Source organism: Actinoallomurus sp. NBC_01490, from assembly GCF_036227085.1.
In the GTDB taxonomy this organism is placed as follows: domain Bacteria; phylum Actinomycetota; class Actinomycetes; order Streptosporangiales; family Streptosporangiaceae; genus Actinoallomurus; species Actinoallomurus oryzae.
Window position 1 is genome coordinate 6,272,231 of sequence record NZ_CP109433.1, and the last position, 12,884, is coordinate 6,285,114.

The following is a 12,884-nucleotide window of genomic DNA, read 5'->3' on the forward strand; positions in this document are numbered from 1 at the left end:
GGGAGCAGCTCAGGGAACCGGGAGGGCGAACGCGCCGCCGGAGCCGAACACGAGCCGCGCGAAGTTCTCGGCGATGCGGCGGTGTCCCGCGGCGTCGGGGTGGACCTCGTCGGGCAGCGGGAGTTCGGCGTGGTCCGTCTCGCCGTACAGGTCCCGGCCGTCGAGGTAGTGCAGGCCCGGGTCGTCGGCCGCCCGCCGTTCGACGATCCGGGAGAGCTCCTCGCGGATGATGTTGAGCGTCAGGCGCCCGGCGGCGCGTTCGGCCGGGTCGCCCGTGGCCTTGAACCGCACGGTTCCGCCGTCGAAGTCGGGCACGAGGGGGCCGGGGGTGTCCTCGTGGACCGGACACAGGATGGCGGAGGCCACCAGCAGCGGCGTGTCCGGATGCCCCTCGCGGATGGTGTCGAGGAAACCGTGGACCGCGGGGACGAAGGCGCGCAGGCGCATCACGTCGGCGTTGACGACGTTGATGCCGATCTTGACGCTGATCAGGTCCGCGGGGGTGTCCCGCATGGCGCGGGCGGTGAACGGGTCGAGCAGCGCGCTGCCGCTGAACCCGAGGTTGACCAGCTCCACGCCGCCTCGGGCGGCGGCCAGGGCCGGCCAGATGGTCGTCGGGCCGGCGGCGTTCGAGCCGTGGCTGATGGAGCTGCCGTGGTGCAGCCACACCCTGCGCCCGCTGTCCGGCACCGGTTCGACCGGGGCGTCGGTGCGCAGGGCGATCAGCTCGGTGACCTCCGTGTGCGGGAGCCAGATCTCGACGTGCTTGTCACGCGCGGGCAGATCGGTGAACCGGGCGGTGCCCGAAGGCCCCTCGCGCAGCTCGACGGACCCGGTGATCATGTCGGTCGTACGGAGCCGGCCGCCGGCAACCGTGGCCTGGGTGGTGAGCCGGCCGTCGACCAGCAGGTCGTACACCCCGTCCGCCGGTGTCGGCAGATTCCGGTAGGCCCGCTTGGTGGGCAGCGTGTCCAGCTCGACGGCGGTGGCCCGGGTACGGAACACCAGCCGTACGCCGGACGGCGTGGCCTCGGCCACGGCCAGCAGCTCGTCGGGGATCTGCCGGCGCGCCCGCGCGGGCAGCCGGTGCGGCAGCAGCCCGTACGCGGTGTGCTCCACGTCGAGGGCGCCGCGCAGGAGGTCTTCGGTGATGGGTGTGGTGACCCAGTGATGCTCGGTGTTCATCGCCTCAGCCTGTCGATCAGGTATTCCGGGTGGTCGAGATGCGCGACGCGGCGCGCCCCTGGTGGTCAGGACGTGGTGCCGGTCCGCAACAGGGCGTCGAGGGAGTTCACGATCCAGGACCAGGATTCCTGCGGGTCGACGGCGGTGTGGCTGAAGCCTCCGCCCATCTCCAGGCTGACGTAGCCGTGGAAGACGCTGCCGAGCATCCGGACCGCGTGGGTCTGGTCCGGCTCGGTCAGGTCATAGCCGCGCAGGATCGCCCGTGTCATCTGTGCGTGCCTGACGCCCGCGCTGGAGGCCGCCGTCTCGGGGTCGAGCCTGAGCTGCGCGGCGGCGTAGCGGCCGGGATGTTCCCGGGCGTAGTCGCGATAGGCGTCCGCGAAGGCGGCCAGCGCGTCCTTGCCGGCACGCCCGGCCAGCGCGGCGGAGACCCGGTCGGCGAGCTCCTCCAGGGCGAACAGGGCGATCCTGGTCTTGAGGTCCTGGGAGTTCTTCAGGTGCGAGTACAGACTCGCGACCTTGACGTCGAACCGCCGGGCGAGCGCCGAGACGGTCACCTGGTCGAAGCCGACCTCGTCCGCCAGCTCCGCCCCGGCCCGGATCAGGCGTTCCGTGCTCAGTCCCGCGCGAACCATAACGATTCTCCCATCTGCCGAAAGATAGTATGTACATACCTAATAGTCTTAGGCAAACTCCGAATACGCGGAGGCCGGACGGGAGGGGGCCTCGCCGGGGCGGCGCCGCCGATGGCGGGCCGTCAGGCGCCGAGGCCCGGGTGAACCGGCCGCCGCCGGGGCGGCGCACGGCAGGCCCGAAGTGGCCGCCGTAGCCGATGGTGTCCGGGCGGCTCAACTCCTCGACCAGGCGGCGGTGCCTCCGGATCATTCGGGGTGGGTGACCCGGACCGGTGAATGCAGAGCCTCATCACCCGCACCCTCATCCGCTGGCCGCCCGAGGGTATTTTCGTGCCGTCCGGGAAAGCGGCGGTGAGCGGCCTACTCGGCGAAAATTCGCGGGCCGCCCCTCAGCCGCTCTGCCACGCCTTGAAGCCGGGCCCGTTCAGGACGACGACCTCGGGGTCGCGTTCCTTTCCCACGTCGACACGGTTCGGCACTCCCGGTACGAGTGCCACGGTGAAACCCGCGGCGTACAGCACATTCGCCATCGCGCGTTCCATGACCCCGGTCGCCGCGCGTTCGAGGCGCACCATGGGGTGATCAGGATGATCGATTCCCAGGGAACCGGCCTCACCGTCGAAACGCGTTTCCGCGCACCAGCTCACTTTCACATGGCCGCCGTACGTGGAAATGTGATAGCCGCCGGCATGGCTGCCCTCGGGTATGCCGATGAGCCTGAACAACTGGCGGATATCGCGGGCGAGCGCCTCGGCCCTGTCTCCACGTGAGGGGGTAGCCATGGCCGGAACCGTACCGCCGCAACGAGAACAGAAGCGACGCAGGCGGCCTTTCCATCAACTCGTGTCTTCCGGGCCGCCGGTTTCCGGTGAATGGCCGACCCGATTGGTAGCCGAGTAGCGATTCTCGGTGACCCACCGAAACCTTTACCGACGCCGTGATTCCGCGTACGGCTCCTTCAGGGCCACGCCCAACGCCGCGACCGTACGGGACCGGGCCGCGCTTCGCACAGTTGACGGAGTGAGTACTCACTCCGTACGCTGACCGGCATGACAGAGAACTCTTCCCCTCAGCCGTCCCGGCGCCGTGCGCCGGCGATGGAGCCCGACCAGCGCCGCGCGATGATCGTCGCCGCGGCCCTCCCCCTCGTTATCGAGTTCGGCGCCTCGGTGACGACGGCGAAGATCGCCCGGGCCGCGGGCATCGGCGAAGGCACGATCTTCCGCGTCTTCCCCGATAAGGACACCCTGCTCGCGGCCTGCATGGCCGAAGCCGTGCGCCCCGACGACATCGTCGCCCACCTGGAGTCGATCGCGCTGGACCAGCCGCTGGCCGAGCGGCTCACCGAGGCGGCCGACGTGGTGCGCGGCCACATGGCCCGCATCGGCGCCGTCGCCGGAGCCCTTGCGGCGGCCGGACGACTGGAGCGCCCGACCGCCCCCAAGCCAGGCCAGGGCGGCCGTCTCCCCGACCGGGAAGCCGGCCTGGCCAGACCCCGCGCGGCCCTCGCCGCCCTGTTCGAACCCGACCGGAAGACGCTGCGGCTGGCTCCGGAGCGGCTCGCGGACGCCTTCCAGCTGCTGCTGATGTCCGCGGGCCGGCCGGGCGCTCCCGACCCGCTGACCAACGAGGAGCTCGTGGACCTCTTCCTGCACGGCGCGCTCGCCGCGTCCGGAGAGGCCGGATGACCGCGCCCGAGATGTACGACGACCTCGCGTCCCGCCGCCGAACCCTGATCACCTTCGCCCTGCTCGGATGCGCCTTCCTGGCCATGCTGGACGGAACGGTCGTCGGCACCGCCCTGCCCCGCATCGTCGAGCAGGTCGGTGGCGGGGCCTCCTGGTACGTCTGGCTCGTCACCGCGTACCTGCTGACCTCCTCGGTCAGCGTGCCGGTCTACGGCCGCTTCTCCGACCTTCACGGCCGCCGCCGGCTGCTGATCGGCGGGCTCGCCGTCTTCCTGATCGGCTCGACGGCCTGCGGTCTGTCCGCCTCCATGCCGGCGCTGATCCTCTCCCGCGCCGTGCAGGGGCTGGGCGCCGGAGCCCTGCTCACTCTCGGCATGGCCCTGATCCGCGACCTGCACCCACCGTCCCGCCCGCAGGGACTGATCCGCATGCAGACCGCCCTGGCCGCCATGATGGTCCTGGGCATGGTCGGCGGCCCGATCCTCGGAGGCCTGCTCGCCGACCACGCCGGCTGGCGCTGGGCGTTCTGGCTCAACCTGCCCCTCGGCCTGGCCGCCGCCGCGGTCCTCACCCTTGCCCTGCCCGACCGCCGTCCCGCCGCCCCGCCCTCCGGCCGCCTCGATGCGGCGGGCATCGTTCTTCTCACCGCCGGGCTCGCTCTGGTCCTGACCGGCCTCAGCCTCAAGGGCAACACGGCGACCGGCCGGTCCTGGGCCGACCCGGCCGTGATGGGCTGCCTGCTCGCCGGCCTGGCCCTGCTGGCGCTGCTCATCCCGGTCGAACGACGCGCGGCCGTCCCCGTCCTGCCCCTGCGCCTGTTCGGGCGCCGCACCTACGCGGCCTTGCTGACCGCCGGGTTCTTCTTCCAGGTCGCGGCGCTGCCCGTGGGGATCTTCCTACCGCTGTACTTCCAGCACGTCCGCGGCTACTCCGCCACGGTCTCCGGCCTCCTGCTGCTCCCGCTGCTCATCGGCATGACCCTGGGCAACCGCCTCACCGCCACCGCCGTCCTGCGCAGTGGACACGTCAAACCGGTCCTCCTGACCGGAGCGGCACTGCTCACCGCCGGTACCGCCGCCTTCTTCGCCCTGGGGCCCGCGACGCCCTTCGCGCTGACGTCCGTGTTCCTACTGGCCGTCGGGCTCGGCACCGGTCCGGCGATGGGCGGCCTGACCATCGCCACACAGAACTGCGTGCCCCACGCCGACATGGGCACCGCCACCGCGAGCTCGGCCCTCACCAAGCAGATCGGCGGCGCGTTCGGCCTGGCCTGCGCCCAGACCCTGATCGGTCACTCCCCCACAGCGCCCACCGCACCGGCCATCGGCTCCACCATCGCCTGGAGCGGAACCGTCGCCGGGCTCCTCGCCGTCGCCGCGCTGCTCCTCACGCGCGACATCTCCGTTCCCTCGCCCGGAATCAGTGCTGTGCGTCGACGAGTTTCGACAACAGGGTGATGAATTGACGCCGCTGGGCGGCCGTCAAAGGCGCGAGGAACTCCTCCTGGATGCCGTCGATGACCTTGTCGAACTCGAGAAGCCGTTCGACGCCTGCCGGGGTGATCGTGACGATGTTCCGGCGCTTGTGTGCGGGATCGGCCGAGCGCTCGACCAGGTTGCGTGACTCGAGCTTGGTCAAGGCGGCGGTCACATCGCTGCGGTCGATCCCGGTCCTGCGGCCGAGCTCGGCCTGACTCGCGGGCCCCCACTCTTCCAGCGCGGCGAGGAGCCGGTAGTGGTAGCTGCGCAGTCCGCCGCCATGGGCATCGAAACCGGCGCCGAGCAGCCCCGAGACGTGGGTGTGCGCCCGGCTGATCAGCCAGGTCGCGCGTCCTTCGAGCCGGGCCGGAGTGCGGCCGGTGTCGTGATGGGGCGTGGGCACGCGTCAACCGTAGCAGTTGTGGGCTGTACCAACACTCGCTATGTTGGTCGCACCAACATTGACATCGTGCTCAATCGCGCCGATGTCACCCACCCCACGGAGCGGAGACCCGGCCACCCCGCCGATCCGCGGCCGGTCTCGAAATCCGCCGCCGCAAGGAGATCTGACAGTGAACACCTCACCGAAGAACGAGCCCGAACGCGTTCTCGTCATCGGCCGCAGCCCCAGCGTGCTCCTCGCCACCGTCGACATCTTGCGTGCCAAGGGCTATTCCGCCGACACCACGAACCAGTTCGACCAGGTTCTCGATGACTACGACGTCACCGATCTCGACGTCCTGGTCTTCGGCGGCATGGTCCCCGCCGACACGAAACGACGACTGCGCGCGGACATCTCCGAACGCAACCCGCACGTGAGCTTCGTCCAGGGCCTGGCCGGCATCGCCGGCCTCATCGCCGCCCAGGTGCAAGCCGCCACCTCGGCCGAGGCCCCGGAAGGCGGCGGGGTCGTCTACGACGCCGCACAGCGCTCGGTGCGACTCACGCTCGACGATTCCGCCACCGTCACCGTCGAGGCCTGGTGGCACACATCGTTCGTACCCCCGCAGCCCAAGAGCGCGTCGATGCACGTTTTCGACGGCCGACTCGACGCGGGACCGCACACCATCCCACTTCCGGCTCAGGTGCCGTCCGAGGCGTCCTTCGCCGCCGTCACGGTCGGCTCGTCCGTCCGCGTGTTCACCGTCGGCCCCATGCCCGATGCCGTCACACGGCTGGCGCCCACCTCGGCCGACGACGATCGACTTCCCCAGGTCAGCCGGGTCGCGACAAGCGGCGACGACCGGTAAGGACCCCCGACATGCCACAGTACGAAGAAGGCGCGACGGGCGCGTCCACGGCGGTTGCGGATCCGGTTCCGAACCACCGGCTCGGCATCGCCACGTGGGTCATCGCCTTCGCACGGTTTCTGGTCGTGCTCGACGGCACGATCATGATCGTCGCGCTCCCGAGCATCCAGAGCGCGCTGAAGATCTCTCCGTCGGAGCTGAACTGGGTGATCAACGCGTACTCGCTGACGTTCGGCGGGCTGATGCTCATCGCGGGGCGGGTCGGCGACGTCTACGGTCGCAAGCGGGTCTTCAGCGTCGGCCTGGTGCTGTTCGGCGCGGCCTCGCTGCTCGGCGGGCTGGCGCCCACCGGCGGCGCACTGATCGTGTTCCGCGCCGTCCAGGGCATCGGAGCGGCGATCGCCACCCCCGGCGCGCTGTCCCTGCTGGTCGCCACCTTCCCCGAAGGCAAGCCCCGCACCAGGGCCCTGGGCCTGTACGGCGGGATGACCGGGCTGGCCTCGGTCATGGGCCTGATCCTGGGCGGCGTGCTGACCACCTACGCCGGCTGGCGCTGGGTGCTGCTGGTGAACGTCCCGGTCATCATCGGGGTCCTGCTCGGTGTCAACGCCCTGGATGAGGGCGAGCCTGCCGAGCAGGCGAAGATCGACATCCCCGGGGCGATCACCGCAACCCTTGGCGCCGGCTCGCTGGTCTATGCGGTGGACCGGGTCGGCGAGCACGGCTGGAGCGACGCCATGGTCGTCGGCTGTCTGATCGCCTCGGCCGTCCTGCTGGTCGCCTTCGTGGTCATCCAGCGCACCGGCCGCACGCCGATGATCCCGCGCGAGGTGGTCAGTGACCGCGGCCGGGTCGGAGCGAACATCGTCACACTGCTGATGGCGACGGGCAGCTTCGCGACGTACTTCTTCCTGACCCTGTACATGCAGCAGGTTCTGGGCTACTCCGCGCTGCGCACCGGCCTGATGTACCTGCCGCTCGCCGTGGGCTTCGGCATCGCGGCCGGCGGCGTGGGCCCGCGGCTGCTCGCCCGCACCTCGGAGAAGGCGGCCCTGTCGCTGGCCTTGGCGCTCGCCGCCGCGGGCACCGCCTGGTTCAGCTTCCTGACGGCACACTCCAGCGTCTACGGGATGATGATGCCGGCGTCGCTGGTCACCGGCCTGGGCCTGGGCGCCACCGTCGTCGTCTCCACCGGGATCGGCGTCCGCGGAATCGACAGCTCCGAGGCCGGCATCGGCTCCGCGCTGCTCACCGCCGGCTCACAGATCGGCGGCGCGCTGGGCCTGGCGGGGCTGGCGACCGTCGCGGTCACGACGACCCGGCACGCGGCGAAGGGCACGGCGCTGTCGGACGCGCTGGTCCACGGTTACACGGCAGGCTTCAAAATCGCCGTCGGGCTGTTTCTTCTCGGCATCGTGGTCTCCCTGCTCACCATCACGCCATTCGTCCGGCCGCGGGGCTCAGCAGCACAACAGCCGAGGTGACCGGGGGCGGTGCTGGTGGTCTCGCGTAATCGTTCAGCGCTTATCCGTGGGCAGCGTGGTCTTGGGGGGTCAGCGCGAGCACCTGAGCGACTCGGGCGGAGGAGCAGGGGCCCCACAGCGTACGGACCTGCGCCGTGAGACGCGGTGTACGCCCGTGGCCGAGGGCGTGTCTCAGCCCACGGCGATACCCACGATCCCGGACAACACGATCGCGGCCCCCACGAGCCGGCGCACCGGATTGGGCTCGCCGAGCACGCGCCACGCCACGAGACTGCCGATGACGATGCTCAGCTCACGGACCGGGGCGACCACGCTGACCGGCGTGGTCCGCATCGCGAACAGCACCAGCAGGTAGGCCAACGGCGACAGCACCGCGACGACCAGCGTCTCCCGCCAGTGAGCACGCCACAGGCGAGCGACCTCGCGCCTGCGGGCGAGCGCGTACGGCGTGAGCATCGCGCTCTGCCCCACGCAACCGGCGGTGAAGTACAGGATCGGCGGTATCGCCGAGGCGCTGACCGAGCGGTCGTCCCACAGGGTGTAGCCGGCGATCGCCGCGCCGGTCAGCACGCCGTAGACCACGCTGGCGAGTCGCCGCCCGCCGCCGCCCGCGGCCGGATTGAGGCTGATCACGCATACCCCGAGCACGACGGCGGCGACCCCGAGCAGCCCGACCACCCCCGGATGCTCCCCGAGCAACAGCACGGCGACGACCACCGACAGCAGCGGCCCGGTGCCTCTGGCCAGCGGGTACACCACCGACATGTCACCGACCGCGTAGCCGCGTTGCAAGATCACGCCGTAGCCGACGTGCAACACCGCCGTGCCGGCCGCGGCCACGACCCACCACCACTGCGGCCGCACATTCTGAACGAACAGGTTCCCGATCGCGACGGGCAGGCAGAGCGCCGCCGAGATCGTGTAGTAGCACCAGACGAACACCGCCCCGCCGGCGCCGACCCGCTTGGCGGCGAAGTTCCAGGCGGCGTGCAGGGCGGAGGCGCTGAACAGCAGCCCGAGCGAGACGACGTGCACGCGGCGGCCTTCCTGGAAATCCGATTTCCAGTTGAAGTTATCATGAGAAACATGGTTTCCAATACCGGTGCCGGCGGGCACGTGGACGTCGCCGGGGGCCTGCGCGCCACGATCGCGACCCTGTTGCCCGGGCTGCGGCCCAGCGACGCGAAGGTGATGCGGCTGGTGCTGGAGGACTCGGCCTTCGTGCAGTCGGCGACCACCGGGGAGGTCGCCGAGCGAGCCGGTGTCTCCCCGGCCACCGTCGTACGGGCGGCCCGCGCCGCGGGGTTCGAGGGGTTCGGCGACCTCAAGCGCGCGCTGGTGAAGGACCTCGCCCTGCTGCGGTCCGGCTCGAGGCCACCCGAGGAGCTGACCGGCACGTCCACCGTGGACGAGATCTGCGAGCTGGTGCTGGCCAGTCACGCCGACACCATCGGCGCGATGCGCGCGACGGTCGACCCGGAGGAACTCGGCCGTGCCGCCGCGCTGCTGGCCTCCGCCGAGACGATCCTCGTCTTCGGCGTGGGGACGTCGGCCGCACCCGCCGCCGACGCCGCCTACCGGTGGACCGCCATCGGATGCCGGGTCAGCGCCCCGCGCGACGCGCGCACCGCGCAACTCCAGGCACGACTGCTGAAGCCGGACTCGGCGCTGGTGGTGATCAGCCACTCCGGCCACAGCGCCGAGACGCTCACCGTCGCCGACGCCGCGTCGAGCGCCGGTGCGAGCGTCGTGGCGATCACCAGTTTCGCCTCCTCACCGCTCGCGGACCGAGCCACCGCGCTCCTCGTCGCGGGCGGCCCCGACCTCGGCCTGCACCTGGCCGCGTCGAGCAGCCGGCTGGCCCACCTGGCGGTCGTCGACATCCTCCACGTCGCGATCAGCCTCGCCGACCCGGCGCGGGCCCAGCACGCGCTCGGCGTCGCCGCCGACATCTCACAGGCCCTCAGTCGCTGAGCTCCGAACCGCCGTGAGGAGGTCGCCGATGGCGGTCGCGACGGCACCGGGGGCTTCCGCGGGCAGCAGGTGGCCGGCGTCGGGGACCGTGGTCAGGGTCGCGTGCGGGATGTGGGGCAGCAGGTGGTCGCGCAAGACGCGCGGCGGCTCCACCACGTCGTTCTCCGCGGCCAGCACCGTCACCGGGACATCTATGTCCCGTACGGCGTCTGTGATGTCCTGCGCGATTCCGCGCAGCGGCCACTCGTGCCGTGCCTCGGCGCCGGCGGCGAGGCTGTCGCGCACCGCGGTGGCCCGTACGGTCCCGGGCAGCGGCGTGGCGGTCAGGACGTGGTCGAGGGCGTGCTGCACCGTCTCGGGCGAATCGTAAGCGTGTGACAGGCCCTGCCGGTACTCCTCGGTCACCGTGGCGGGCGGCCGCGGCGGCGCGGGCGCGACGAGCACCAGGCCGACCAGCCCGGCCGGCCGGCGGGCCGCGAAGAGCTGGCTCACCTTGCCGCCCATCGAGTGGCCGACGAGGACGAACGGCCCCGGCACGCGCGTCTCGACCACACGGGCGAGGTCGTCGGCGAGCCGGCCGAGGTGGTAGGGCCCGGGCAACGCCCGCGAGGTGCCCCAGCCGCGCTGGTCGAAGCGGACCGTCGCCTGCCCCGGCGGCAGGTGGCCGAGCACGCCGTTCCAGGTGTCGGCCGAGCCGCCCCAGTAGTGGACGAACACCAGCGCCGGTCCGGTACGGCCCCCGACGCGCACGTCGAGAGCCCCGCCCGCCACGGGAACCGTCGTTGTCGTTTCCGTCATCATCGCGTCCTTCCCCGTCGGCTGCGGAAGGCGGCCTCCGCCGTCGCGCCGTAGCCGTGAATCGATAACCTGCCTGCCAGGCTCAGCCGTGACAGTAGGCGCGGGCGAGGCCCACTCCTTGGCGGAAAGGAACACGTTCGTTGTGAAAAACGGACACAGCGCCGTACGGCAGCTGCGCTATCTGCCCGCCGTCGGCTCGGCGTACGGGGTGGAGGTCCTCAGTTTCGCGGCGCTGCGCTCGATGGACGTCCACCGCCGCCGCGTACGGCCGCAACGCCCCGACTTCCACGTGTTCGCGCTGGTCGGCTCCGGCACCGGCACCCACGAGGCGGACTTCCACAGCTACCGGCTGGGGGAAGGCGGCGTCGTGTGGATCCGGCCGGGCATGGTGCACCGCTGGAGCGACGTCGACGCCTGCGACGGCCCGCTGGTCCTCTTCCGGCCCGGCTTCCTTCCCGGCCTCACCGCGTCAGAGGCCGCCGCGTCGGCGTGCTGGCACCTGGACCGGCAGCGCCTGTCCCTCGCCCTGCTCGCGGCCGAACATCTCGGGCGCGAGCACGACGCAGCGGTGCGGACACCACACCTGGCATCTCCCGCGCTGCTCTCCCACCTGCTGGCGGCACTGATCCTGCGCACACTCCCCGGCACTCCGCCCCCGGCCGGCGCGACGAGCGCCGGCAGCCGGCACACCGAGGTGTTCCGCGCCTTCCGTGCCGCCGTCGAGGAGCACTTCACCGACTGGCACCACGTGACCGACTACGCGCAGGCACTGGGCTATGACGTGCGCACCCTCACCCGGGCGACGCGTGCCGCCGCCGGCACCGGCGCCAAGGCGTTCCTCGACCAGCGCATCCTGCTGGAGGCCAAAAGACTGCTCGCCCACACCGACCTGCCGGTCGGCGGCTGCGCCCGGCGCCTCGGCTTCGGGGACGTCGGCAACTTCACGACGTTCTTCCGGCGCCAGGCCGGCACGCCACCCGCCGTCTGGCGCGCCGCGTACCGCCCGGACAGCGCCTGACGTCCTTCACGGGCGCCGCTGCCGTGAAACGACACGTCGTCGCGCGTGCTCTGAGGACGTGGTTCCGGCGTTCGCCGGTCCGAGCCGATGCTCAGCTCAGGCGGGCGCGCAGGAGACAGAAAACGTTGCCTTCGGGATCGGCCAGGACGTGCCAGGGCTCCTCACCGGTCTGGCCGATGTCGGCCGGACGCGCCCCGAGCTTCAGGAGGCGTTCGAGCTCGGCGTCCTGATCGCGGTCGGTGGCGTTGACGTCGAAGTGCAGCCGCAGGCCGACCGCCTCGGGCTCGGTGACGGGAATGAAGATCAGAGTCGGCTGCAGTCCGCCGAACCCTTCTTCCGGTCCGACCTCCACCACGCCGTCGTCGCCGGTCTCGAGCACGACGAAGCCCAGCGCCTCGCACCAGAACGCCGCCAGCCGTTGCGGATCCCGGCACTTGATCACCAATTCGGAAATGCGAGAAGCCATGATCGGCACCCTACGGGCATCGACCGCACGCGGCCAATGCTCAACCGACTCAGAGGTCGCGACGCGGTGGGCACCCGGCGTCGCCGGGGCCGGTTTCGGCCGATCTGAGTATTCCTACTCTCGTCGGGCCGCGGTCGGCGTTCCACCATTCCCCTGTGACGGATGAACGCGCGCAGAAACGCGGAACGGCGCACCCCGCGGTAGGCCTGATCGTCGGTCTGCTCACTCTTGCCTGGCTGGGCGGGACGATCGGGTTCATGGCGGCCGTCGTCCGCATCCGATTCTGCCTGGAGGACTGCGAGATCGATCCGCACGACGCGATCGGCTCCGACCGGCTCCTTCTCGCCTCGGTCGGCTGCGCGGTCGGGTTCCCGCTGCTGGCGACCGTGATCTGCGGGTCGTTCGGCCGGAAGGTCGCCGCCATCCTGTTCGTCGTCCTGGGCGTGCTGCCAGGGGTCGCCTATGCCGGTACGGCGGGCATCGCGGCTCTGCACGAGATGCGGCAGCTCCAGGTGCACCGGCCCGCACCACCGCCGCCGGCGCCCTACTGCCCCTGCTTCAGCGGCGGACGCTGCGACTGTCCTGGCGGCTGACGGTGGTGAGTTGCGCCTGATGTCCACCGGCGGGTTCACACGTCTCGCCGACCGCCTGGAGCGCCGTGGGCTCATCGAGCGGCGGCGGTCAGCCGTCGACGGCCGCGGTTTCGAGGTGACCCTGACCCGGGAGGGGCGCGCCCTGTTGCGCAAGGCCTGGAGCCGGCAGTACCGCGACCTCCACAGGCTCTTCCTCGACCGGCTCGACGATGACGATCTCCGCCGTCTTGCCGACATCTGGGACCGGCTGGCGGTCGAACCGCAGTAGTTCACCCGGCCCGTCGTTCAACCCCGGAACGACGAGCTCGAACGGGC

Annotated in this window: 16 protein-coding genes; 9 read left to right on the top strand and 7 right to left on the bottom strand. The window is 71.3% G+C overall.

Translation table 11 applies throughout. From position 1 onward, the window contains the following. Nucleotides 1–9: 9 nt before the first annotated feature. The 3 genes from OG417_RS29275 to OG417_RS29285 all read right to left on the bottom strand — a co-directional run bounded on the left by OG417_RS29275 (nucleotide 10) and on the right by OG417_RS29285 (nucleotide 2,395). Nucleotides 10–1,185: a GDSL-type esterase/lipase family protein gene (locus OG417_RS29275; protein WP_329235206.1), complete on the bottom strand. Its 1,176-nt coding sequence runs from the start codon at nucleotides 1,183–1,185 to the stop codon at nucleotides 10–12. A 65-nt stretch (nucleotides 1,186–1,250) separates the two neighbouring features. Next, nucleotides 1,251–1,820 (bottom strand): TetR/AcrR family transcriptional regulator, encoded by a 570-nt coding sequence (locus OG417_RS29280; protein WP_329235209.1) that lies wholly within the window; start codon nucleotides 1,818–1,820, stop codon nucleotides 1,251–1,253. A gap of 389 nt (nucleotides 1,821–2,209) precedes the next feature. After that, nucleotides 2,210–2,395 carry a hypothetical protein gene (locus OG417_RS29285; protein ID WP_329235212.1) on the bottom strand — a complete coding sequence of 62 codons (186 nt, stop codon included), beginning with the start codon at nucleotides 2,393–2,395 and terminating at the stop codon, nucleotides 2,210–2,212. Nucleotides 2,396–2,407: 12 nt separating this feature from the next. Between OG417_RS29285 and OG417_RS29290 the strand changes: the two genes are divergently transcribed. The 3 genes from OG417_RS29290 to OG417_RS29300 all read left to right on the top strand — a co-directional run bounded on the left by OG417_RS29290 (nucleotide 2,408) and on the right by OG417_RS29300 (nucleotide 4,965). Then, nucleotides 2,408–2,590 carry a hypothetical protein gene (locus OG417_RS29290; RefSeq protein ID WP_329235215.1) on the top strand — a complete coding sequence of 61 codons (183 nt, stop codon included), beginning with the start codon at nucleotides 2,408–2,410 and terminating at the stop codon, nucleotides 2,588–2,590. 279 nt (nucleotides 2,591–2,869) lie between these two features. After that, entirely contained in the window at nucleotides 2,870–3,508 is a 639-nt protein-coding gene (locus OG417_RS29295; protein ID WP_329235217.1) for a TetR/AcrR family transcriptional regulator, read from the top strand. After that, complete coding sequence (locus tag OG417_RS29300; protein ID WP_329235220.1) at nucleotides 3,505–4,965, top strand: MFS transporter; 1,461 nt, start codon at nucleotides 3,505–3,507, stop codon at nucleotides 4,963–4,965. Before OG417_RS29295 ends, OG417_RS29300 begins: the two co-directional genes overlap by 4 nt. On the opposite strand, the gene OG417_RS29305 is transcribed toward OG417_RS29300, so the two are convergent. Then, nucleotides 4,928–5,389, bottom strand: coding sequence for a MarR family winged helix-turn-helix transcriptional regulator (locus OG417_RS29305; protein ID WP_329235223.1), 462 nt, complete (start codon nucleotides 5,387–5,389; stop codon nucleotides 4,928–4,930). The two genes, OG417_RS29300 and OG417_RS29305, sit on opposite strands and share 38 nt — an antisense overlap. A 169-nt stretch (nucleotides 5,390–5,558) precedes the next feature. Between OG417_RS29305 and OG417_RS29310 the strand changes: the two genes are divergently transcribed. Then, nucleotides 5,559–6,236: a hypothetical protein gene (locus tag OG417_RS29310; RefSeq protein ID WP_329235226.1), complete on the top strand. Its 678-nt coding sequence runs from the start codon at nucleotides 5,559–5,561 to the stop codon at nucleotides 6,234–6,236. 11 nt (nucleotides 6,237–6,247) lie between these two features. Then, entirely contained in the window at nucleotides 6,248–7,720 is a 1,473-nt protein-coding gene (locus tag OG417_RS29315; RefSeq protein ID WP_329235229.1) for an MFS transporter, read from the top strand. Between the two features lie 171 nt (nucleotides 7,721–7,891). On the opposite strand, the gene OG417_RS29320 is transcribed toward OG417_RS29315, so the two are convergent. Beyond that, on the bottom strand, nucleotides 7,892–8,755 hold the full coding sequence (locus OG417_RS29320; RefSeq protein WP_329235232.1) for a DMT family transporter: 864 nt from the start codon (nucleotides 8,753–8,755) through the stop codon (nucleotides 7,892–7,894). 51 nt (nucleotides 8,756–8,806) lie between these two features. Between OG417_RS29320 and OG417_RS29325 the strand changes: the two genes are divergently transcribed. Continuing rightward, nucleotides 8,807–9,694: a MurR/RpiR family transcriptional regulator gene (locus tag OG417_RS29325; protein ID WP_329235235.1), complete on the top strand. Its 888-nt coding sequence runs from the start codon at nucleotides 8,807–8,809 to the stop codon at nucleotides 9,692–9,694. Here OG417_RS29325 and OG417_RS29330 read toward each other — a convergent pair. Beyond that, nucleotides 9,674–10,492, bottom strand: coding sequence for an alpha/beta fold hydrolase (locus tag OG417_RS29330; protein ID WP_329235238.1), 819 nt, complete (start codon nucleotides 10,490–10,492; stop codon nucleotides 9,674–9,676). The genes OG417_RS29325 and OG417_RS29330 overlap by 21 nt on opposite strands. 142 nt (nucleotides 10,493–10,634) lie before the next feature. Here OG417_RS29330 and OG417_RS29335 point away from each other — a divergent pair, with 142 nt between their 5' ends. Further along, nucleotides 10,635–11,510, top strand: coding sequence for an AraC family transcriptional regulator (locus OG417_RS29335; RefSeq protein ID WP_329235240.1), 876 nt, complete (start codon nucleotides 10,635–10,637; stop codon nucleotides 11,508–11,510). A 91-nt stretch (nucleotides 11,511–11,601) separates the two neighbouring features. Here the strand turns inward: OG417_RS29335 and OG417_RS29340 are convergent, their stop codons facing one another. Beyond that, on the bottom strand, nucleotides 11,602–11,976 hold the full coding sequence (locus OG417_RS29340; protein ID WP_329262693.1) for a VOC family protein: 375 nt from the start codon (nucleotides 11,974–11,976) through the stop codon (nucleotides 11,602–11,604). Nucleotides 11,977–12,131: 155 nt separating this feature from the next. Between OG417_RS29340 and OG417_RS29345 the strand changes: the two genes are divergently transcribed. Continuing rightward, nucleotides 12,132–12,569 (top strand): hypothetical protein, encoded by a 438-nt coding sequence (locus tag OG417_RS29345; protein ID WP_329235242.1) that lies wholly within the window; start codon nucleotides 12,132–12,134, stop codon nucleotides 12,567–12,569. A gap of 19 nt (nucleotides 12,570–12,588) precedes the next feature. Further along, a complete protein-coding gene (locus OG417_RS29350) occupies nucleotides 12,589–12,837 on the top strand; it encodes a MarR family transcriptional regulator (RefSeq protein WP_329262696.1) in 249 nt (82 codons plus the stop codon). The last annotated feature ends 47 nt before the right edge of the window (nucleotides 12,838–12,884 follow it).

Coding starts and splice junctions, on each gene's coding strand:
- OG417_RS29290 (WP_329235215.1), top strand. CDS start 2,408: ATGATCGATTCCCAGGGAACCGGCCTCACCGTCGAAACGCGTTTCCGC.
- OG417_RS29275 (WP_329235206.1), bottom strand. CDS start 1,185: ATGAACACCGAGCATCACTGGGTCACCACACCCATCACCGAAGACCTC.
- OG417_RS29295 (WP_329235217.1), top strand. CDS start 2,870: ATGACAGAGAACTCTTCCCCTCAGCCGTCCCGGCGCCGTGCGCCGGCG.
- OG417_RS29350 (WP_329262696.1), top strand. CDS start 12,589: ATGTCCACCGGCGGGTTCACACGTCTCGCCGACCGCCTGGAGCGCCGT.
- OG417_RS29330 (WP_329235238.1), bottom strand. CDS start 10,492: ATGACGGAAACGACAACGACGGTTCCCGTGGCGGGCGGGGCTCTCGAC.
- OG417_RS29325 (WP_329235235.1), top strand. CDS start 8,807: ATGGTTTCCAATACCGGTGCCGGCGGGCACGTGGACGTCGCCGGGGGC.
- OG417_RS29280 (WP_329235209.1), bottom strand. CDS start 1,820: ATGGTTCGCGCGGGACTGAGCACGGAACGCCTGATCCGGGCCGGGGCG.
- OG417_RS29315 (WP_329235229.1), top strand. CDS start 6,248: ATGCCACAGTACGAAGAAGGCGCGACGGGCGCGTCCACGGCGGTTGCG.
- OG417_RS29285 (WP_329235212.1), bottom strand. CDS start 2,395: ATGGTGCGCCTCGAACGCGCGGCGACCGGGGTCATGGAACGCGCGATG.
- OG417_RS29300 (WP_329235220.1), top strand. CDS start 3,505: ATGACCGCGCCCGAGATGTACGACGACCTCGCGTCCCGCCGCCGAACC.
- OG417_RS29340 (WP_329262693.1), bottom strand. CDS start 11,976: ATGGCTTCTCGCATTTCCGAATTGGTGATCAAGTGCCGGGATCCGCAA.